Here is a 17,754-nt window from a genome sequence, read left to right as displayed (position 1 = left end):
AATAAATACACAAGTAATACTTTAAGGAGAATCAAACATGACTAAACCATTAGACGGTATTCGCATCATCGATTTCACACACGTACAAGCAGGTCCTGCATGTACTCAGTTATTAGCTTGGTATGGCGCTGATGTGATTAAAGTAGAGCGTCCAGGTTCTGGTGACGTCACCCGTAGCCAGTTACGCGACATCCCAGATGTTGATGCTTTGTATTTCACAATGCTCAACGGTAACAAGCGTTCTTTGACTTTAGATACGAAGACTGCTGAAGGTAAAGAAGTATTAGAGAAGATGATTAAGACTTCTGATGTGATGGTTGAGAACTTTGGCCCTGGTGCCTTAGACCGTATGGGTTTTAGCTGGGCACGCATTCAAGAATTGAATCCAAAAATGATTATGGCTTCCGTAAAAGGCTTTAGCGATGGCCACTCATATGAAGACTTAAAAGTGTATGAGAACGTTGCGCAGTGTGCTGGCGGCGCTGCTTCTACTACTGGTTTCTGGGATGGTCCTCCTACTGTTTCTGCTGCTGCACTGGGAGATAGTAATACGGGTATGCACTTGGCGATTGGTATTTTGACTGCATTGATGCAGCGTCAAAAAACTGGCAAGGGTCAAAAAGTATCTTGCTCTATGCAAGATGCCGTATTGAACCTGTGCCGTGTGAAGTTGCGTGATCAACAGCGCTTAGACAAAATTGGTTACCTTGAAGAGTACCCACAGTACCCACACGGTACATTCTCTGACGTTGTTCCACGCGGCGGTAACGCAGGCGGTGGCGGTCAGCCAGGCTGGGTATTAAAGTGTAAGGGCTGGGAAACGGATCCAAATGCCTATATCTACTTCACTATTCAAGGCCATGCTTGGAAGCCTATTACTGAGGCTTTGGGTCGTCCAGAGTGGGCAACAGATCCAGCGTATATGACAGCGGAAGCGCGTCAAGATAAGATTTTTGATATCTTCGCAACTATTGAAGAGTGGTTGAAGGACAAGACTAAGTATGAAGCTGTGGATATTCTCCGCAAGTTTGATATTCCTTGTGCCCCAGTGCTCTCCATGAAAGAGCTAGCTGAATCACCTGATCTGCGTAAGAGCGGCTCTATTGTTGAAGTTGACCACAAAGTACGTGGTAAGTATTTGACAATCGGCAGTCCTATTAAGTTCTCTGACCTAGAGATCGAAGTAAAGCCATCACCTGTACTCGGTGAGCACACTGATGAAGTGTTGGCCGATCTTGGCTATAGTGCAGATGACATTACTAAGCTGCACGCTGCAAAAGCGGTGTAATGGGTTACATTGCAGTTTTTAAAAGCGCTCCTTGTGAGCGTTTTTTTATCCCCAGTAATTAGTAAAAGTCTTGAGACACCCCACATGAAAACAAATATAGATTTATTTAAATTACTTGATTGTGTTGGTGATGCCATGATTGTTGCCGACGCGCATGAAAAAATTGTTCTTTGGAATACTGCAGCCACGCGGATTTTTGGGTACTCAGAAGAAGAGGCGCTTGGACAGACTTTGGCCTTAATTACTCCTGAGCGGCAACTGAAAGCCCATCAACACGGTTTTAGCAAGTCCATGGAAACAGGAACTACGCGTTATGGCAGTTCCGTATTGAAAGTGCCTGCAAAGCATAAAGATGGCCATACGCTATCGATTGCTTTTACAGTCGGAATGCTATTTGATGATCAACATCAGGCTTGCGGAGTAGCAGCTATCATTCGGGATGAAACGGAGCGTTTTGCGCTGGAGAAGGCTTTAAAGAAGCGCTTGGCAGATTATGAAAATCCCAAATCCTAAATTGAAATAGCAAATTTGAGTCAGTAGAGGCAGATATGCCCAAAAAATAGGCATGCTCTCTTGCGCCCTTATTTCTCGCTGGTAGAATCTTTACTACTTAAAATTTCATTTCTATCAGGACTTTCATCATGGCAAAAGCATTAGACGGTGTAAAAATTCTCGACTTTACGCATGTTCAATCCGGCCCAACATGTACTCAATTACTTGCTTGGTTTGGTGCTGATGTCATCAAGGTTGAGAAATCAGGTGAGGGGGATGCAACACGGGGTCAATTGAGAGATATACCTGATGCCGATAGTTTGTATTTCACGATGTTGAACCATAACAAACGTTCAATTACTGTGAATACCAAAACGCCTCGCGGTAAAGAAATTTTAGAGCGCCTAATTAAAGAGTGCGATGTATTGGTAGAGAACTTTGCTCCCGGCGCATTAGATCGCATGGGTTTTACTTGGGAGCGTATTCAGGAGCTCAATCCCATGATGATCATGGCTTCTGTTAAAGGCTTTGGTCCTGGTCCATACGAAGACTGTAAGGTCTATGAGAACGTTGCGCAGTGTGCTGGTGGCTCTGCCTCCACAACAGGTTTTGATGATGGCCCTCCTATGGTGACGGGCGCCCAAATTGGCGACAGTGGTACCGGTTTGCATTTAGCTTTAGGAATTGTGACTGCTTTGTATCAACGCACTCACTCTGGTCGTGGTCAAAAAGTATTGGCCGCTATGCAGGATGCGGTACTCAACTTGTGTCGCGTGAAGTTGCGTGATCAACAGCGTTTAGAGCGTAATGGCACGATGCAAGAGTACCCACAATATCCCAATGGCACCTTTGGCGACTCAGTGCCCCGCGCTGGTAATGCTTCTGGTGGCGGTCAGCCAGGTTGGATTTTAAAGTGTAAGGGCTGGGAAACAGACCCAAATTCCTATATTTATGTGGTTGTTCAAGCTCCCGTATGGGAGGCGATCTGTAAAGTAATTGGTCGTGAAGATTGGATCACGGATCCGGATTATGCCTCCGCTATGGCTCGCTTACCGCGTCTCATGGAAATCTTTGCAGAGATTGAGAAATGGACTTCGACCTTATCGAAGTTTGAGGTCATGGACACCTTAAATAAATACGACATTCCTTGTGGACCCATTCTGTCGATGAAGGAAATTGCTGAAGAGCCCTCATTGCGTGCAACAGGTACTGTAGTGGAAGTAGACCATCCTATTCGTGGAAAATATCTCACTGTCGGAAATCCTATCAAACTATCTGATAGCCCTACGGATGTAGAGCGTTCACCCCTTCTAGGTGAGCATACCGATGAAATTCTCAGTGAGCTTGGTTTTACGACTGATGAACTTATTTCCTTACGCCACGATAAGGTGATCTAAGATGCGAATCGCCTTGATTGGGAGTGCGGATTTTGGTAAAGCGGCATTAGATGCTTTTTTAGATCGTGGTGATGAGGTGGTTGCCGTGTTTTGTCCACCAGATAATCCAAAGTCAACTAAACCTGAAGCCCTGAAAGAGGCGGCGATGGCTAGAGGCTTAACTCCTTTGCAGTTCGCCTCTTTAAAGAGTCCTGAAGCAGCACAGGCGATGATCGAGAGTAAAGCGGATATATGTGTGATGGCTTATGTCCTACAGTTTGTTCCGCAAGAGTTAGCTAAGCTACCGCAGCATGGCACTATTCAATACCATCCTTCTTTGCTCCCTAAGTACCGAGGCCCCAGCGCTATTAATTGGGCGATTGCTCTAGGTGAAGAAAAGACCGGCTTGACGATCTTCCGACCCTCAGATGGTTTGGATGAAGGCGAAATTATTTTGCAAAAAGAAGTGCCGATTGGGCCGGACGATACCTTAGGTACAGTCTACTTTGATGCTTTATTTCCCCTCGGTGTAAAAGCTCTGTTGGAAGCGGCAGATTTAGTGGTAGCCAATCAACATCAAGAGATTGTTCAGGACGAGTCACAAGCAAATTACGAAGGTTGGTTTGATGCGAATGCTGCGCGCATTCATTGGTCAAGTCACATTAATCAAATCTACAACCTCATTCGCGCTTGCAATCCTGCACCTGGTGCATGGACTATGTGTGGCGAACAAAAGGTGCAGATTTATGATGCTCATAAGCATATTGCTGCTACCTTCGGATCCGTCAAAGGTAAGCCAGGTGAAATCACCCAAATTACTCTAGATTCAGTGTTTGTTGCCTGCCATGGTGGGCAGATAGAAGTCTTGAAGGCAAAGGGCGCTAACGGAAAAGTCAGTGGTGCCCAATTGGCTAAAGAGTTGAACTTACAAGTAGGTCAATTTCTGACGCTATAAATCCACTGTAACGTCACATTCACGTTTCTAGATTTCGAGATTATCAATCAAGCGGGTCTTGCCCAGCTTGGCTGCTGTCAAAATCACCAAGGACTCACCAGCCTGAAGATTTTCATCGGAAGCGGGTACTAAGTCTGCCTGCCGACGAATCGTAATGTAATCTGGCTGCCAGCCACGTTGAGTCAGCTCACTTAATGCTTTTTTCTCAATAGCGTCCAGTGCAGACATATTCATCTTATTGGGGCCTAAGTCCAACACCTGTTCGCGGACTTCTTGTAGCGTACGTTGCAAAGTCGGTGCTTCAGCGCGCTCTGTGATGGAGAGATAACCGTTTCGTGAAGAGAGGGCAAGGCCATCTTCAGCGCGGATGGTCTCTGCTGGAATGATATCAACAGGCAAGGCAAATTGCTTTGCCATTTGGCGAATGATCATGAGCTGCTGGTAATCTTTTTTGCCAAATACCGCTACCTTAGGTTGAACACACGAGATGAGTTTAAGGACTACAGTACAGACTCCCTTAAAAAAACCAGGACGAAATTCTCCTTCAAGAATATCGCCCAATTGTTGCGGTGGATCTACGCGGTATTCCTGCGGCTGTGGATATAACTCACGCTCTGTAGGCGCAAATAAAATGTAGACACCTTCTTTTTCTAATTTATCAATATCTGCCTGCATCGTGCGTGGGTAGCTATCGAAATCCTCATTGGGGCCAAATTGCAGTCGGTTCACAAAAATGCTGGCTACCACAGGGTCCCCATGCTGCCTGGCTAAGCGCATGAGCGAGAGGTGGCCCTCGTGCAGGTTACCCATCGTCGGCACAAAGGACGCGCGATTTTGTCCGCGTAGATGATCGCGTAGCTCTTGAATGTCACTGATGATCTTCATGCAACAGGGGTATAGGCGAGGCGCACATAAATCGGTGCATAAGGTTCTGCCTGAGTAATTTCTATTAAGGCTTCACGAGAAAGCTCAAGCATCGCAATGAAGTTCACGATAACTACTGAAATACCCTTGCCAGATTTAATGGCCTCTTCAAATAATTCCCCGAATTCGACAAAGCGCGTGTTTTGCAGACGACGCAGGATGCGCGTCATAAAATCACGCACGGATAATTCTTCACGGGTAATGGTGTGGTGCTGATTGAGTTTTGCACGATGCAGAACATCACGCCAAGCCATTTGTAAATCATCCAGATTGACTTCCGGCCAAGTAACAGCAACGGTGGTATCAATATGCCCATGTGCAATCTGAAAGTCACGACCTTGTTGTGGAATTTGATCTAACTCTTGTGCTGCCAACTTCATACGTTCGTACTCTAAGAGGCGACGCACGAGTTCTGCGCGAGGATCTTCAACTTCTTCATCACTATCTGCCTTTTTCATCGGCAAGAGCATGCGGGATTTAATTTCAATCAGCATGGCTGCCATTAAAAGATATTCGGCTGCAAGCTCGAGGTTGTGATGACGAATTTGATCGATATAACTGAGGTACTGTTGGGTAACCTGAGCCATGGGAATATCAAGTACATTGAAATTTTGCTTGCGAATGAGGTACAGCAATAAATCTAGAGGACCTTCAAATGCCTCGAGAAAAATCTCAAGTGCATCAGGCGGAATGTAAAGGTCGTTGGGGAGCTTGAATAGCGGCTCGCCATATAACTTGGCAAAGGCGGCAGACATGCCATCCGTGACCGCTGGGGTGCTATCGAGTAAATCCCCTATCGCTTGGACTTGGGCATTTGGCTCGGTACGAGGATCAGTCATTTGAATAGACGTAAGGACGTTGTTTTAACCTCGCCTCTTTTGCACGGCGCTGATCTTCAACGCTTAAGGGCTGCTTATCCCAGAGGAGTGCACGTCCTGCTTGTTGACCAGCCTCCAGATCGGGCTGCTCGGTTTTCAGCTCATTTAAGAACTGGGTAAATTCGGACTGATACCTTGCCATGATGTTTCCTAAAATACTGAATTAATTCAATAGCTTGCAAAAATAAAGGGCTAGCACCGAAGTGTCTAGCCCATCATTATTAACGATTTTTCCTACAGACCTATCAACTTTTTGGCTTATTCCTAGAAATCAGCCTCAGCGGAGCTCATCCTGAGAGGTTAGCCGCCAATAAAGCATCGATTTGAGGGGCTTCTACTCGAGTCATGAGGTGCTTGTATGCCTTGATTGGGGTTTGGCTAGAAAGAGGCGTTTTAACGTCATTCCAAGCCATTGGCGATAGTGAGAGAAAGTCCTCTACTCCAGCAGCAACTTGAGGCAAGACAGGTTTGAGATAGAGGCTCAGTAGGCGAAATGCTTCCAAGGTCACGCTACAAACGTTTTGGAGTTGATCTTCACGGGTCGGATCCTTGGCAATTTCCCAAGGCTTGTTTTCATCTACAAAGGCATTGACCTTATCAGCCAGCTCCATCACGGTACGTAAGGCTTTAGCGTATTCACGTGCTTCATACAGTTCGGCAATAGGGTCGCTTGCAGCGGTAATTTCTGCCAATAGTGAATGGTTCATGGCTGTATCAGACACCACGCCACCAAAACGTTTTACTAAAAATCCAGCGCTACGACTGGCAATGTTGATGTACTTCCCCAGAAGATCACTATTTACTCTCGCTACAAAATCATGCAGATTGAGATCTAAATCTTCCATACTGGCATTTAATTTGGTAGCGAAGTAATAGCGGAACCACTCGGGGTTGAATCCAGACTGGATGACACTATGCGCAGAAATGAGAGTGCCTCGCGATTTACTCATCTTCTCACCATCGACCGTCAAGAAACCATGGGCAAATACATTCGTAGGGGTGCGATAGCCAGCAAAGTGCAAAGTGGCTGGCCAAAAAAGCGTATGAAAATACAAAATGTCTTTACCAATAAAGTGATACTGCTCAGTAGTCGTATCTGGCCTAACCCATTCCTCAAAGTTCAGGCCTTTACTCTGGCAATAGTTCAGAAAGCTAGCGTAATAACCAATCGGGGCATCGAGCCAGACATAGAAGTACTTGCCCGGCGCATCCGGGATCTCAAAGCCAAAGTAGGGGGCATCACGTGAGATGTCCCAGTCACCTAGCTTGCTATCTCCTGGCTGACCAACCCATTCTTTCATTTTATTGCGAGCCTCTGCTTGAAGCGGAGTGCTGACCTGAGTCCAATCGCGTAAGAAGGTTTCACAACGAGGATCAGACAATTTGAAAAAATAATGGTCAGAGACTTTTTTAATCGGAGTTGCACCACTCACTACTGAGAACGGATTTTTCAGATCAGTAGATGAATAGGTTGCACCACACTTTTCACAGGAGTCGCCGTACTGATCCTTAGCGCCACACTTCGGGCACTCACCTTTAATAAAGCGATCTGGTAAAAACATTTCTTTAATGGGATCGTAGGCTTGCTCAATAGCACGCTTTTCAATTAGACCTGCATCCCGCAACTTGAGGTAAATGCTTTGCGAAAGCGTTTCATTCTCTGGGCTATCGGTGGTGTAGTAGTGATCAAAAGAAATTAAGAAATCATCAAAGTCACGCTTATGCTCTTTCCAAACATTAGCGATTAATTCTTTAGGGGTGATACCTTCTTTTTCAGCGCGGAGCATGATGGGGGTACCGTGCGTATCGTCAGCACCCATGTAATGCACTTCATGCCCCCGCATTCTTTGGAAGCGTACCCAAATATCGGTCTGGACATATTCCACGAGATGACCAATATGAATCTGGCCATTGGCATAAGGCAAGGCGGAGGTTACTAGGAGGCGGCGTTTGGGGCTACTCATGAAAAGCGGGCTTTAATCAAAATAAATGGGAATGCTGAATTATGGGGCTTGGATTTTATTTGAGCACCAATTTTAGTCTGCGGTTAAAGTAAACATCGATTTGAACCAAATTAAAGAGATGCTTCATGGCCTTGTCACACAGTATTCAAATGTCTCATGCATCCGTGCCCCTAGTGCACGAGGTGGAGGTATTGGACGAAGCGGGACGCCTAAAAACTACCTTCATCCCCGGTGAACGACCTTTAACAATCTATTTAAATAAGCGTGAGGTGGTCACGCTGATGACGCTAGGAAGCGCCCCTGAGGCTCTGGTACTAGGTTATTTGCGCAATCAGCGCCTCGTAGAGTCGCCAGACGATATTGCCAGTATTCAGGTGGACTGGGAGACGGACTCCGCCGCAGTGAAGACCCATCGTAATACGGTAGATATCGATGCCTTGACGAGCAAGCGCGTGGTGACAACAGGATGTGGTCAAGGCACGATGTTTGGGGGCTTAATTGAGGAGATGGACCAGATTCGTTTGCCAGAGGGGCCACAGTTAACCCAAGAGGCCATAGTCAGCCTGATAGACAGTATTCGCAGTCATGACACCATTTATAAAAAATCGGGCTCAGTGCATGCTTGTGCGGTGTTTGAGCGGGATGGCAATGACAAAGTCAGCCTATTGCATTTTATTGAGGATGTCGGGCGTCATAACGCGGTTGACTCTATATCTGGTCTGATGTGGCTGGCTGATAAGCCCGGCAAAGATCTGATCTTTTTTACCACGGGGCGCTTGACTTCAGAGATGGTGATCAAAGGGGCTCAGATGGGCATTCCTTTTCTCTTGACCCGCTCGGGTATGACATTGATGGGCCTAGAGTTGGCTCGTAAAACCAATCTCACCTTGCTATCGCGATGCTCAGGTAAGCATTTTGAGATTTTTAATGCCCCAGAGAGGGTCATTTTTACCCCAGCAGCTGCCCCTCAGTAAATTCATGGGCGTAGGCCCTGCGATGGTTTTACAATTCCGCCATGACTATTAAATCAGACCACTGGATCCGCCGTATGGGCGCACAAGGCATGATCAGCCCATTTGAGCCTGGGCAGATTCGCCAAGATGCCGCTGGGCAAAAAATTGTGAGCTATGGCACCTCGAGCTATGGCTATGACATACGTTGTGCCGATGAGTTTAAGATTTTTACCAACATCAACAGCACCATTGTGGATCCGAAGAATTTCGATGAGCAGTCTTTCGTTGATTTCAAAGGCCCAGTCTGCATCATTCCTCCTAATTCTTTTGCTTTGGCGAGAACCGTCGAGTATTTTAAGATCCCTCGTACCGTACTCACAGTTTGCGTTGGTAAGAGTACGTATGCGCGTTGCGGCATCATCGTGAACGTGACCCCATTCGAGCCTGAGTGGGAGGGTTATGTCACTCTAGAGTTTTCCAATACCACACCATTGCCTGCCAAGATTTATGCGAATGAGGGATGTGCACAAGTACTGTTCTTTGAAAGTGATGAAGTCTGCGGTACATCATACAAAGATCGCGGTGGCAAGTATCAAGGTCAAGTTGGCGTCACTCTGCCAAAGACTTAAATCTATTTAATTGCCTTACTGGCAACCGTAAAGGGTAATCATGAAATTTCGCTTCCCAATCATCATTATTGATGAGGACTTTCGCTCTGAGAACATTTCAGGCTCGGGTATTCGTGACTTAGCGGAAGCAATTGAGACCGAGGGCATGGAAGTCATTGGCCTAACGAGTTACGGCGACTTAACTTCGTTTGCTCAGCAAGCCTCAAGAGCATCTTCCTTTATTGTCTCGATCGATGATGAGGAATTTATTTCTGATTCGGAAGACCATGATTTACCGGCATTAAATAACCTCCGTGCTTTTATTACTGAAGTGCGTAAACGTAATGAAGATATCCCTATCTTTTTGTATGGTGAGACTCGTACTTCACGCCATATGCCCAATGATATTTTGCGTGAGTTGCATGGCTTTATTCACATGAATGAAGACACCCCAGAATTCGTTGCACGCCATATTATTCGCGAAGCGAAGGTGTATCTTGATTCACTGGCACCTCCGTTTTTCCGTGCTTTAACGAATTACGCCTCTGAAGGCTCCTATTCGTGGCACTGTCCTGGTCATTCCGGTGGCGTTGCATTCTTGAAGAGCCCAGTAGGGCGAATGTTCCATCAATTTTTCGGTGAGAACATGTTACGCGCCGACGTCTGCAATGCCGTAGAAGAATTAGGCCAGCTCTTAGATCACACGGGTCCGGTATTGCAGAGCGAACGTAATGCTGCTCGCATCTTTAACGCCGACCATTTATTTTTTGTGACGAACGGCACCTCAACCTCGAACAAGATTGTTTGGCACTCGACAGTTGCCCCTGGTGACGTAGTAGTAGTAGACCGTAATTGCCATAAGTCTGTGATTCACTCGATCACGATGATGGGCGCGATACCGATTTTTCTCATGCCAACCCGGAACCACTTTGGCATTATTGGTCCAATTCCAAAAGAAGAATTCGAATGGAAAAATATCCAGAAGAAAATTGATGCTAATCCCTTCATCAAGGATAAAAATGTTGTGCCGCGTGTCATGACCCTGACCCAAAGTACCTACGACGGAATCATCTACAACGTTGAAATGATTAAAGAGCTACTCGATGGCAAAGTCGATTCCTTGCATTTTGATGAGGCTTGGTTACCGCACGCTGCGTTCCATCCTTTTTATAAGGACATGCATGCCATTGGTGCAGATCGACAACGCACTAAAAAGAGTTTGATGTTCGCGACCCAATCAACCCATAAGTTGTTGGCTGGTCTCTCTCAGGCATCGCAAGTATTGGTGCAGGATGCTGAAGATACCAAGCTCGATCGGGATTGCTTTAACGAAGCCTACTTGATGCATACCTCTACTAGTCCGCAATATGCCATCATCGCCTCGTGTGATGTGTCTGCGGCGATGATGGAGTCTCCAGGCGGAACGACGCTAGTGGAAGAGTCAATTGCAGAAGCGATGGATTTTCGTCGTGCCATGCGTGAGGTAGATGAAAAATTTGGAGCTGATTGGTGGTTTAAGGTATGGGGCCCAGACCATCTGGCCGAAGAAGGCATTGGTGAACGCTCTGATTGGATTTTGGAGCCCAATGCTAATTGGCATGACTTTGGCAACGTAGCAAAAGATTTCAACATGCTGGACCCCATTAAGGCCACCATTGTGACGCCTGGTTTGGATGTTGAAGGTAACTTTGGTTCCATGGGTATTCCTGCCAGCATTGTGACTAAATATTTAGCGGAGCATGGTGTGATTGTGGAGAAGTGCGGTCTGTACTCCTTCTTCATTATGTTTACGATTGGTATTACTAAGGGCCGGTGGAATACCTTGGTAACTGAGCTACAACAATTTAAAGATCACTTTGATAAAAACGCCCCTCTATGGAAAGTTTTGCCTGAGTTTGTTGCGAAGCATCCCCGCTATGAGCGTGTTGGCCTTAAAGATATTTGTCAGCAAATTCATGAATTTTATAAGGGCCGTGATGTTGCGCGTATGACTACCGAGATGTACACCTCAGATATGGTGCCAGCAATGATGCCTTCAGAAGCTTGGGCTGAGATGGCTCATAAAAAGGTAGATCGTGTACCGTTGGATCAATTGCAAGATCGCATCACAGCGATGTTGGTCACCCCATATCCCCCAGGCATTCCATTACTCATTCCGGGAGAGCGGTTTAATAAACGCATCATCGATTACTTGTACTTTGCTCGTGACTTCAATGAGCAATTCCCGGGATTTGAAACTGATATCCATGGGTTGGTAAAAGCCGATATTGATGGCCGTAGCCAGTATTACGTTGATTGCGTCAGACAAGAGTGTGACAGCAATTTAAAGTAACCAAACACAGAACTTACTCATAAATACCTCGCTTAGCGGGGTATTTTTTTACTTCTTATTAGTGCAATTAGACTATTTCGCTACTGGCTTATCCAGCTGAAAGATCACCGGCGCATCTTCATCGATCTTACCCGCTGGCTTATCTGTTTTGGATTCTTCGTCGCTCAGAAAGTTGTATTCCTGACTTTGCACAATTGCTTCGGGTTTATCCAAGAGCGTAGTCACGAGCGCTGGAAAAGCAATCACTACTCCTACCATGATGAGTTGCAATACTACCCAAGGTAAGGCACCCCAGTAGATATCACTACTCTTAACTGATTTGGGTGCGACGCTGCGCAGATAAAAGAGGGCAAATCCAAAAGGAGGATGCATAAAAGAGGTTTGCATGTTTACGCACAGCATGACACCAAACCAGACCAGTGCAGCACTTGCAGCTGCTTGTGGATTGCCATTCATAGAATCTAAGAGTATGGGTGAAAGCAATTTGACAGCAATCGGTGCCAATAGGGGCACGATAATGAATGCGATTTCAAAAAAGTCTAAGAAAAAAGATAAGAAAAATACCAAGAGATTGACAACAATTAAAAAACCAACCCAACCTCCGGGTAGCTGGGCAAATAGTTCTTCAACCCAGTTCCCGCCATCTACCCCTTGAAAAACGACTGAGAAGCAAGTGGAGCCAATCAAAATAAATACCACCATGGCCGTAATGCGTGTGGTGTTTTGATAGGCCTCCTTGACCAGGCCCTTAAGATTCGGAATCTGAGCACGACGGAGCCAGGCTAAGAGCAGTGCCCCCATCGCCCCCATCGCTCCAGATTCTGTTGGGGTGGCGATACCAGTCATGATGGTCCCAAGTACTAAGAAAATTAATACCGCCGAAGGAATGATCCCTAGCAGGCATTTTTTTAGAAGTGCCCAACCCTGGAGTGTGAGTTCATTTTCAGGTGCGGCAGGTAAGTAGCTTGGCCGAAAGCGGGATAAGAAAAAGGTATAGAGCGCAAACAGACCAATTTGAAGTAGTGATGGCCCCCAAGCACCCAGATACATACTGCCTACATCTGCGCTACCACTTTGGGTCTTGAGTTGGTCCGCCAACACAATCAGAACTAAGGACGGAGGGACGAGCTGAGTAATGGTCCCGGAAGCCGCTAAAACGCCCGTAGCGTAGCGCATGTTGTAACCATAACGCATCATTACTGGTAGGGAAATCATAGTCATAGCGATCACTTGGGCGGCTACTGTGCCGGTAATGGCGCCAAGGATGAAGCCCACAATAATGACGGAGTAACCCAACCCACCCCGAATGCGTCCAAATAGTTGACCCATCGAGTCCAGCATTTCTTCTGCTAGACCACAACGCTCCAAGATGGCGCCCATAAAGGTGAAGAAGGGAATGGCTAAGAGTAGGTCATTGGCGAGAACCCCGCCAAAAATTCGTTGCGGAATTGCCTGCAAAAATGAGAATCCAAAAAAGTTTTCACTGATTGCGATACCAGCGAAGAAGAGTCCTGCGGCCATTAAAGAAAAAGCCACCGGAAAGCCTATCAACATAAACACAATGAGTCCGCCAAACATCAGCGGCGGCATCCATTCAAGTGGGATCATTGCATCGGCTTTTCATAACTGACATCTACAGCTTCTAAAGGAATATTTCCTTTGAGCATGCCGATACGTTTAATGATTTCAGAAAGCCCTTGTAGGCTAAGCATAAAAAATCCAAACGGGACAATGAATTTAATGGGATAGCGTGCTAACCCTCCTGCATTAGGAGAGTGCTCAAGCACCAACCAAGAGGGATAAAACAAACTGGTCCAAGAGAGCCAAGTAAAGAGCAGGCAGGCAGGCATGAGAAAACATATCAAGCCAAAAAGATCAATATAAAGACGTCCACGATTCGATAGTTGCGAATAGATCAAATCCACGCGAACATGCTCATTACGCTTGAGCGTATAAGAGGCAGCCAACATGACTGCAGCCCCAAAAAGATACCACTGCAACTCAAGAGGCCAGTTATTGCTGATATCTAAACCATAGCGAAGTAAAGCATTGGTAGCCGATACGATGCAGGATAGCAAAATCATGATGCTTGCTGCCTTGCCCAGTAGCTGATTTAAGCGATCAATTCCTGTGCAGAGTGTTCCCCAGAAAGCCATTGGATCTAGAGATCTGCGCGACCCCGTTTTATTGCGGCGAGTACTTGTGCGGGAGCAGTGCCACCCGCATGTTGGCGTGAGTTCACAGATCCATCTACAGTCAGAAGGGCAAATACATCGTCACTCATGAGTTCGGGGCGATCATCTAGACCACAGGCAAAGCGCAATTCCGACAGGCTGAGATCTGTGAGCATGCAATTGCGACCAACGCAGGCTTTTACAGCATGAGCCACTGCCTCATGAGCATCTCGGAACGCCAACCCTTTTTTAACCAAATAATCGGCTAAGTCGGTAGCGGTAGCAAAACCTTCTTCTGCTGCAGCCTTCATCACATCCGCCTTGACTTCAATATGGGGCACCATATCTGCAAAAATACGCAAGGTATCTTGGACCGTATCCACCGCATCAAACAAAGGTTCTTTGTCTTCTTGATTATCTTTGTTATAGGCCAAAGGTTGGCTCTTCATCAAAGTTAATAAAGAAATTAAATCCCCATATACCCGACCGGTTTTGCCACGTGCTAATTCTGGGACATCGGGATTTTTTTTCTGCGGCATGATTGAGCTGCCAGTGCAAAAACGGTCTGGCAAGTCAATGAACCCAAAGCGGGGGCTCAACCACAACACTAATTCCTCAGACAAGCGTGAGATATGCATCATCAAAATAGCGGCAAAGGCACAGAACTCAATCGCGAAATCCCGATCCGAGACAGCATCTAAAGAGTTATTGCAAATACCGTCAAAGCCTAAAGTACGGACTACTTGCTCACGATCGATCGGGTAGGTAGTACCAGCTAAGGCTGCAGCACCTAATGGGAGGCGATTAAAACGGGCGCGCAAATCTACTAGACGATCCGCATCGCGACTAAACATTTCATAGTAGGCCATCAGATGATGACCAAAGGTAATCGGCTGCGCCACTTGCAAATGGGTGTGACCGGGCATGATGGTAGCAGCATGCTTTTCTGCAAGATCTAATAGGGCAGAACGCAGTGACTTCAGAGTGCCAGCGATTTCATCTACGCTGCCACGCAACCAGAGACGTAAATCAGTCGCCACTTGATCATTGCGTGAGCGGCCTGTGTGCAAGCGTTTGCCCGCATCTCCCACTAATTGAGTAAGGCGCGCCTCAATATTGAGATGAACGTCCTCAAGAGCCAATTGCCAACGAAACTCACCGGCTTCAATTTCACCCTTAATTTGCGCCATCCCCATCTGAATATCCGTCAAATCCTGGGCGCTAATGATTTTTTGGGTTGCCAGCATTTCGGCATGGGCTAAAGAACCGGCAATGTCGACTAAGGCAAAACGCTGGTCAAAGCCAATTGAGGCTGTATAGCGCTGCACAAGTTCGTCAACGGGTTCGTTAAAGCGGGCCGACCAAGCTTGGGCTTTGTTGGCAAGGGAATTTTTCGATGAGCTCATAAACGCAGTATATTGGTGTCAGTCTTTAATTATTTTAAATGTTATGTCACAAACTTCTTTCTCCCCGTCCCAGCACCCTAATCCCCCTGTACGCCTCGTGATTGCCTCTCGAGAGAGCCGCCTAGCAATGTGGCAGGCTGAGTATGTCCGAGATTGCCTTAAACAGTGTTACCCAGGCTGCGATGTGCAGATTTTGGGTATGACCACCCGAGGGGATCAAATCCTTGATAGAGCCCTCTCTAAAGTGGGCGGTAAGGGCCTTTTTGTGAAAGAGCTGGAAACCGCTCTAGAAGACGGCCGAGCCGATTTGGCAGTGCATTCCTTAAAGGATATGCCGATGGATATGCCCGCTGGCTTTGACCTCACTTGCGTTATGGAGCGTGAAGATGCCCGTGATGCCTTTGTCTCGAATGACTATGCCAGTCTGGAAGACCTCCCTCAGGGAGCAGTGGTGGGGACTTCAAGCCTGCGCCGTGAATCCGTTTTGAGAGCCCGCTTTCCTCATTTAGTCATCGAGCCTCTGCGCGGAAACTTAGATACCCGCATGGGTAAATTAGATGGTGGGCAATACCAAGCAATCATTTTGGCTGCTGCTGGATTAAAGCGTTTGGGCCTTGGCAGTCGTATTAAGGCTTTGTTGCCATATGACCCCTATACCCCTGCGGCCGGTCAAGGTGCTTTGGGAATCGAAACGCTATCTTCAAACCCCCATATTAAAGAATGGCTTGCCCCTTTAAATGATCTACCTACGTTGCTTGCGGTCTCAGCTGAGCGCATGGTCTCGCGCCAGTTAGGCGGCTCTTGCGAAGTGCCATTGGCCGCCCATGCTACTTGGGATCAAGATCATCTGCACATTCGTTCTTTTGTAGCCAGTGTGGATGGACAAGCAAGCTGCTTAGCGAGTAGTAAAGGACCCGTAAAGAATATGGAGGAGGCTGAAGCCCTCGGCTTCGCAGTAGCCCAAGACCTCATTGCTCAGGGTGCAGCGAGCTTGCTGCCAAATGGTTTGCCAAAGTAATTCAGCTTAGCCATCATGAGTAATAAGACGATTATTATTACTCGCCCTAGTGGGCAAGCCCAGCAATTGTCAGAAATGTTGCAGGCAAATTTGCGTACTAGCGGAATTGCTAAAGTAGCTTTGCCCCATATGATTTCATTGCCCTTGCTGACCATTGTCCCTAAGAGTGATCATGCTTTAGCCAATCAAATAGCGACATCATTACACACTGCCGACCTAGCAATTTTTGTGAGCCCCAATGCGATTGAGTGCACGATGCGTTTGCTTGAGAAGTCTTGGCAAGTGCTATCCGATAAGCCAATTTTAATTGGTGTGATGGGGGGTAGCAGTCTGCATGCTTTAAAAAATCATGGCATGACTATGGCGGACGCCCCAAGCAAGATCATTGTCCCTTCAGATACTGCGCACTGGGATTCAGAAGGCTTATGGCATGAGTTGCAAAAATTGCAGTGGAACTGGGCCGATAAAAAAGTAGTGATTTTTAAAGGAGAAGGGGGCCGTGAGTGGTTGGCCGATACCCTCATCGGTGCAGGTGCACAGCTTGAGGCAATTTCTGTTTACACACGTATACCTCTAGACCTTGAAAGCCCTATTTGGCATGACATTCGTGAGATTGACTATGCACAATCTCTTTGGTTATTAACTTCATCTGAAGCAGTTCGTCACTTAGGGCAAGTGAAGTTGCCGATAGCAAGCGCTAGCGCTCTGTGTTCACATCGCAATATTGCTGATGCTGCTCGGCAGATTGGCTTTGGGGAAGTGCTGACTTGTGAAGCAGGTGATGACGCATTAATGCGTGCAACTCACACCTGGTTACTTACTCAATAGTGCTGTAGAGCTGGCAATAGAATTTCACTCACCAAGAGCGGATGCCCCTTAAGAGAATATAAAGTACGTCTTCCCCAGACAGTTTTGGGTAATGCTGAATATTGTTTGAAACACTTCTGCCACAACGCACTGTGTCGATCAAGGCGAGCGATTTCTCGAAGTGGTCGAGCTGAAGAGTGCATTCGCTTTTTTGAAAATAATACGGCACCAAGCGGTTTTTTCCCTAAACGTAGTACTGCATGGTTGCTGCCGCTAGAGCTAGCACTAGGAATGATGCTATGCGCCATGACGAGTGGAATATTGTTGACGCAGAGAAGGACTTCTCGAACTCGGCAACGTTTAATCTTGAAATGAAAATAGCGACTCTCGTCGCTATTCAGATTTTGCCGGCAATCTCGCAAAACAATGACTTCTAGCTTTTGGCCAATGGCGAGTTCAATTTTTTGCGTCAGAGAGCCCGTATCACTGAGCCAAGGCTGCCACTTGCGTGGCGCGCGATGTAATTCACCAGAATCGACTCGATCCCATGCAGAACGGAGGCGACGACGGTGAATCATA

General features: G+C 46.8%; 17 protein-coding genes. 9 read left to right on the top strand and 8 right to left on the bottom strand.

Annotation, left to right across the window (positions count from 1 at the left end; translation table 11 throughout):
• The first annotated feature begins 37 nt into the window (after nucleotides 1-37).
• The 4 genes from frc (DCO16_RS02740) to DCO16_RS02725 all read left to right on the top strand — a co-directional run bounded on the left by frc (DCO16_RS02740) (nucleotide 38) and on the right by DCO16_RS02725 (nucleotide 4,111).
• Nucleotides 38-1,288 carry a formyl-CoA transferase gene (gene frc / locus DCO16_RS02740; protein WP_173942243.1) on the top strand — a complete coding sequence of 417 codons (1,251 nt, stop codon included), beginning with the start codon at nucleotides 38-40 and terminating at the stop codon, nucleotides 1,286-1,288.
• 84 nt (nucleotides 1,289-1,372) lie between these two features.
• The gene (locus tag DCO16_RS02735; protein ID WP_173942242.1) at nucleotides 1,373-1,801 is read left to right on the top strand and encodes a PAS domain-containing protein; all 429 of its coding nucleotides are present in this window, start codon (nucleotides 1,373-1,375) and stop codon (nucleotides 1,799-1,801) included.
• A gap of 128 nt (nucleotides 1,802-1,929) precedes the next feature.
• A complete protein-coding gene (gene frc / locus DCO16_RS02730; RefSeq protein WP_173942241.1) occupies nucleotides 1,930-3,177 on the top strand; it encodes a formyl-CoA transferase in 1,248 nt (415 codons plus the stop codon).
• 1 nt (nucleotide 3,178) lies between these two features.
• A complete protein-coding gene (locus DCO16_RS02725) occupies nucleotides 3,179-4,111 on the top strand; it encodes a methionyl-tRNA formyltransferase (protein WP_173942240.1) in 933 nt (310 codons plus the stop codon).
• A 27-nt stretch (nucleotides 4,112-4,138) separates the two neighbouring features.
• Here the strand turns inward: DCO16_RS02725 and panC are convergent, their stop codons facing one another.
• From panC to metG, 4 genes are all read right to left on the bottom strand, one after another.
• Nucleotides 4,139-4,996 carry a pantoate--beta-alanine ligase gene (gene panC / locus DCO16_RS02720; protein WP_173942239.1) on the bottom strand — a complete coding sequence of 286 codons (858 nt, stop codon included), beginning with the start codon at nucleotides 4,994-4,996 and terminating at the stop codon, nucleotides 4,139-4,141.
• Entirely contained in the window at nucleotides 4,993-5,874 is an 882-nt protein-coding gene (locus DCO16_RS02715) for a segregation and condensation protein A (protein WP_173942238.1), read from the bottom strand. Before DCO16_RS02715 ends, panC begins: the two co-directional genes overlap by 4 nt.
• A complete protein-coding gene (locus tag DCO16_RS02710) occupies nucleotides 5,867-6,055 on the bottom strand; it encodes a DUF3460 family protein (RefSeq protein ID WP_173942237.1) in 189 nt (62 codons plus the stop codon). Before DCO16_RS02710 ends, DCO16_RS02715 begins: the two co-directional genes overlap by 8 nt.
• Nucleotides 6,056-6,200: 145 nt before the next feature.
• Nucleotides 6,201-7,877 (bottom strand): methionine--tRNA ligase, encoded by a 1,677-nt coding sequence (metG, locus tag DCO16_RS02705; protein WP_173942236.1) that lies wholly within the window; start codon nucleotides 7,875-7,877, stop codon nucleotides 6,201-6,203.
• 125 nt (nucleotides 7,878-8,002) lie between these two features.
• Here metG and DCO16_RS02700 point away from each other — a divergent pair, with 125 nt between their 5' ends.
• From DCO16_RS02700 to DCO16_RS02690, 3 genes are read left to right on the top strand one after another with little or no spacing between them, the layout of a single operon-like run.
• Complete coding sequence (locus tag DCO16_RS02700) at nucleotides 8,003-8,851, top strand: formate dehydrogenase accessory sulfurtransferase FdhD (protein ID WP_173942235.1); 849 nt, start codon at nucleotides 8,003-8,005, stop codon at nucleotides 8,849-8,851.
• A 41-nt stretch (nucleotides 8,852-8,892) separates the two neighbouring features.
• Entirely contained in the window at nucleotides 8,893-9,459 is a 567-nt protein-coding gene (gene dcd, locus DCO16_RS02695; protein WP_173942234.1) for a dCTP deaminase, read from the top strand.
• A gap of 40 nt (nucleotides 9,460-9,499) precedes the next feature.
• Nucleotides 9,500-11,770 (top strand): arginine/lysine/ornithine decarboxylase, encoded by a 2,271-nt coding sequence (locus tag DCO16_RS02690; RefSeq protein WP_173942233.1) that lies wholly within the window; start codon nucleotides 9,500-9,502, stop codon nucleotides 11,768-11,770.
• A gap of 72 nt (nucleotides 11,771-11,842) precedes the next feature.
• On the opposite strand, the gene DCO16_RS02685 is transcribed toward DCO16_RS02690, so the two are convergent.
• From DCO16_RS02685 to argH, 3 genes are read right to left on the bottom strand one after another with little or no spacing between them, the layout of a single operon-like run.
• The gene (locus tag DCO16_RS02685) at nucleotides 11,843-13,378 is read right to left on the bottom strand and encodes a TRAP transporter large permease (RefSeq protein WP_173942232.1); all 1,536 of its coding nucleotides are present in this window, start codon (nucleotides 13,376-13,378) and stop codon (nucleotides 11,843-11,845) included.
• Nucleotides 13,375-13,926, bottom strand: coding sequence for a TRAP transporter small permease subunit (locus tag DCO16_RS02680; RefSeq protein ID WP_173942231.1), 552 nt, complete (start codon nucleotides 13,924-13,926; stop codon nucleotides 13,375-13,377). Before DCO16_RS02680 ends, DCO16_RS02685 begins: the two co-directional genes overlap by 4 nt.
• A gap of 5 nt (nucleotides 13,927-13,931) precedes the next feature.
• Nucleotides 13,932-15,350 carry an argininosuccinate lyase gene (gene argH / locus DCO16_RS02675; RefSeq protein ID WP_173942230.1) on the bottom strand — a complete coding sequence of 473 codons (1,419 nt, stop codon included), beginning with the start codon at nucleotides 15,348-15,350 and terminating at the stop codon, nucleotides 13,932-13,934.
• A 43-nt stretch (nucleotides 15,351-15,393) separates the two neighbouring features.
• Between argH and hemC the strand changes: the two genes are divergently transcribed.
• Entirely contained in the window at nucleotides 15,394-16,368 is a 975-nt protein-coding gene (gene hemC / locus DCO16_RS02670) for a hydroxymethylbilane synthase (RefSeq protein WP_173942229.1), read from the top strand.
• 15 nt (nucleotides 16,369-16,383) lie between these two features.
• Entirely contained in the window at nucleotides 16,384-17,196 is an 813-nt protein-coding gene (locus tag DCO16_RS02665) for a uroporphyrinogen-III synthase (RefSeq protein WP_173942228.1), read from the top strand.
• On the opposite strand, the gene DCO16_RS02660 is transcribed toward DCO16_RS02665, so the two are convergent.
• Nucleotides 17,190-17,753 (bottom strand): chorismate--pyruvate lyase family protein, encoded by a 564-nt coding sequence (locus DCO16_RS02660; RefSeq protein WP_173942227.1) that lies wholly within the window; start codon nucleotides 17,751-17,753, stop codon nucleotides 17,190-17,192. The genes DCO16_RS02665 and DCO16_RS02660 overlap by 7 nt on opposite strands.
• Between the last annotated feature and the right edge of the window lies 1 nt (nucleotide 17,754).

The organism is Polynucleobacter antarcticus (assembly GCF_013307245.1).
GTDB lineage: Bacteria > Pseudomonadota > Gammaproteobacteria > Burkholderiales > Burkholderiaceae > Polynucleobacter > Polynucleobacter antarcticus.
The sequence above is the reverse complement of the archived record's forward strand: the minus strand, read 5'-3'. Positions and strand labels throughout refer to the sequence as shown.

Bases quoted from the DNA above. Each gene is read 5' to 3' on its own strand.
- frc (WP_173942243.1), top strand. From the start codon at position 38: ATGACTAAACCATTAGACGGTATTCGCATCATCGATTTCACACACGTA.
- DCO16_RS02735 (WP_173942242.1), top strand. From the start codon at position 1,373: ATGAAAACAAATATAGATTTATTTAAATTACTTGATTGTGTTGGTGAT.
- frc (WP_173942241.1), top strand. From the start codon at position 1,930: ATGGCAAAAGCATTAGACGGTGTAAAAATTCTCGACTTTACGCATGTT.
- DCO16_RS02725 (WP_173942240.1), top strand. From the start codon at position 3,179: ATGCGAATCGCCTTGATTGGGAGTGCGGATTTTGGTAAAGCGGCATTA.
- panC (WP_173942239.1), bottom strand. From the start codon at position 4,996: ATGAAGATCATCAGTGACATTCAAGAGCTACGCGATCATCTACGCGGA.
- DCO16_RS02715 (WP_173942238.1), bottom strand. From the start codon at position 5,874: ATGACTGATCCTCGTACCGAGCCAAATGCCCAAGTCCAAGCGATAGGG.
- DCO16_RS02710 (WP_173942237.1), bottom strand. From the start codon at position 6,055: ATGGCAAGGTATCAGTCCGAATTTACCCAGTTCTTAAATGAGCTGAAA.
- metG (WP_173942236.1), bottom strand. From the start codon at position 7,877: ATGAGTAGCCCCAAACGCCGCCTCCTAGTAACCTCCGCCTTGCCTTAT.
- DCO16_RS02700 (WP_173942235.1), top strand. From the start codon at position 8,003: ATGGCCTTGTCACACAGTATTCAAATGTCTCATGCATCCGTGCCCCTA.
- dcd (WP_173942234.1), top strand. From the start codon at position 8,893: ATGACTATTAAATCAGACCACTGGATCCGCCGTATGGGCGCACAAGGC.
- DCO16_RS02690 (WP_173942233.1), top strand. From the start codon at position 9,500: ATGAAATTTCGCTTCCCAATCATCATTATTGATGAGGACTTTCGCTCT.
- DCO16_RS02685 (WP_173942232.1), bottom strand. From the start codon at position 13,378: ATGATCCCACTTGAATGGATGCCGCCGCTGATGTTTGGCGGACTCATT.
- DCO16_RS02680 (WP_173942231.1), bottom strand. From the start codon at position 13,926: ATGGCTTTCTGGGGAACACTCTGCACAGGAATTGATCGCTTAAATCAG.
- argH (WP_173942230.1), bottom strand. From the start codon at position 15,350: ATGAGCTCATCGAAAAATTCCCTTGCCAACAAAGCCCAAGCTTGGTCG.
- hemC (WP_173942229.1), top strand. From the start codon at position 15,394: ATGTCACAAACTTCTTTCTCCCCGTCCCAGCACCCTAATCCCCCTGTA.
- DCO16_RS02665 (WP_173942228.1), top strand. From the start codon at position 16,384: ATGAGTAATAAGACGATTATTATTACTCGCCCTAGTGGGCAAGCCCAG.
- DCO16_RS02660 (WP_173942227.1), bottom strand. From the start codon at position 17,753: ATGATTCACCGTCGTCGCCTCCGTTCTGCATGGGATCGAGTCGATTCT.